Here is a 679-nt window from a genome sequence, read left to right as displayed (position 1 = left end):
TGCAACAAAACATTTAATGCACTTGCAGACTCACCACTTTACCGAATGAAAAAGGCTGAGAAGTGGATCGAATATACCAAATTAATGTGGGAAGGCGTATCCCTTAGAAAATCAGCTAAAGCTTTGGATATAACACTTAGAACGTCATTTCGTTGGCGACATATGTTTATTAAAGCCCCTGCCAGCTTTAATCCTTCAGTACTAACGGGTGTAATTGAAGCTGATGAAACATCTTTACCAGAATCTTTTAAAGGTAAGAGGGTTATTAACCGTAAGTCACGTAAACGTGGTGGTGGAAAAATCGAAAAAGTTCCTATTTTCATTGCTCTTGATCGTAGTGGTGCTATATCTCACAAGGTTTTAGAACGAAATACAAAAGAAAATATTCAAGCACAATTGAAGCCTTTATTATCATCAGGCTCAGTGCTTTGTACTGATGGAAACTTATCGTATAAAGGGATTGCTAAAGAACTCGATATTGACCATAAACGTTTGATTAGGTTGGATAACCAAAGAGTGGTAGAAGGTATTTACCATATCCAAACTCTTAATAATTATATGATGCGCTGGAAGGCATGGTTAAGACGTTTTAATGGCATTGGTACAGACTACATTGAGAATTATTTAAGCTGGTTTAGGTTTATGGAAGATAACACTGAGTATTCAGATCAAACATGGA

Annotated in this window: 1 protein-coding gene; it reads left to right on the top strand. The window is 36.4% G+C overall.

The window, feature by feature from the left end; all coding sequences use genetic code 11:
- On the top strand, positions 1–679 hold a 679-nt coding region (locus J7338_RS20545), incomplete at both ends, for an IS1595 family transposase (RefSeq protein WP_210798828.1).

Origin of the sequence: Pseudoalteromonas ostreae (assembly GCF_018069805.1) — a bacterium.
GTDB lineage: Bacteria > Pseudomonadota > Gammaproteobacteria > Enterobacterales > Alteromonadaceae > Pseudoalteromonas > Pseudoalteromonas ostreae.
Note: the sequence above shows the minus strand (reverse complement) of the source record. Positions and strands in the feature narration are given on the sequence as shown.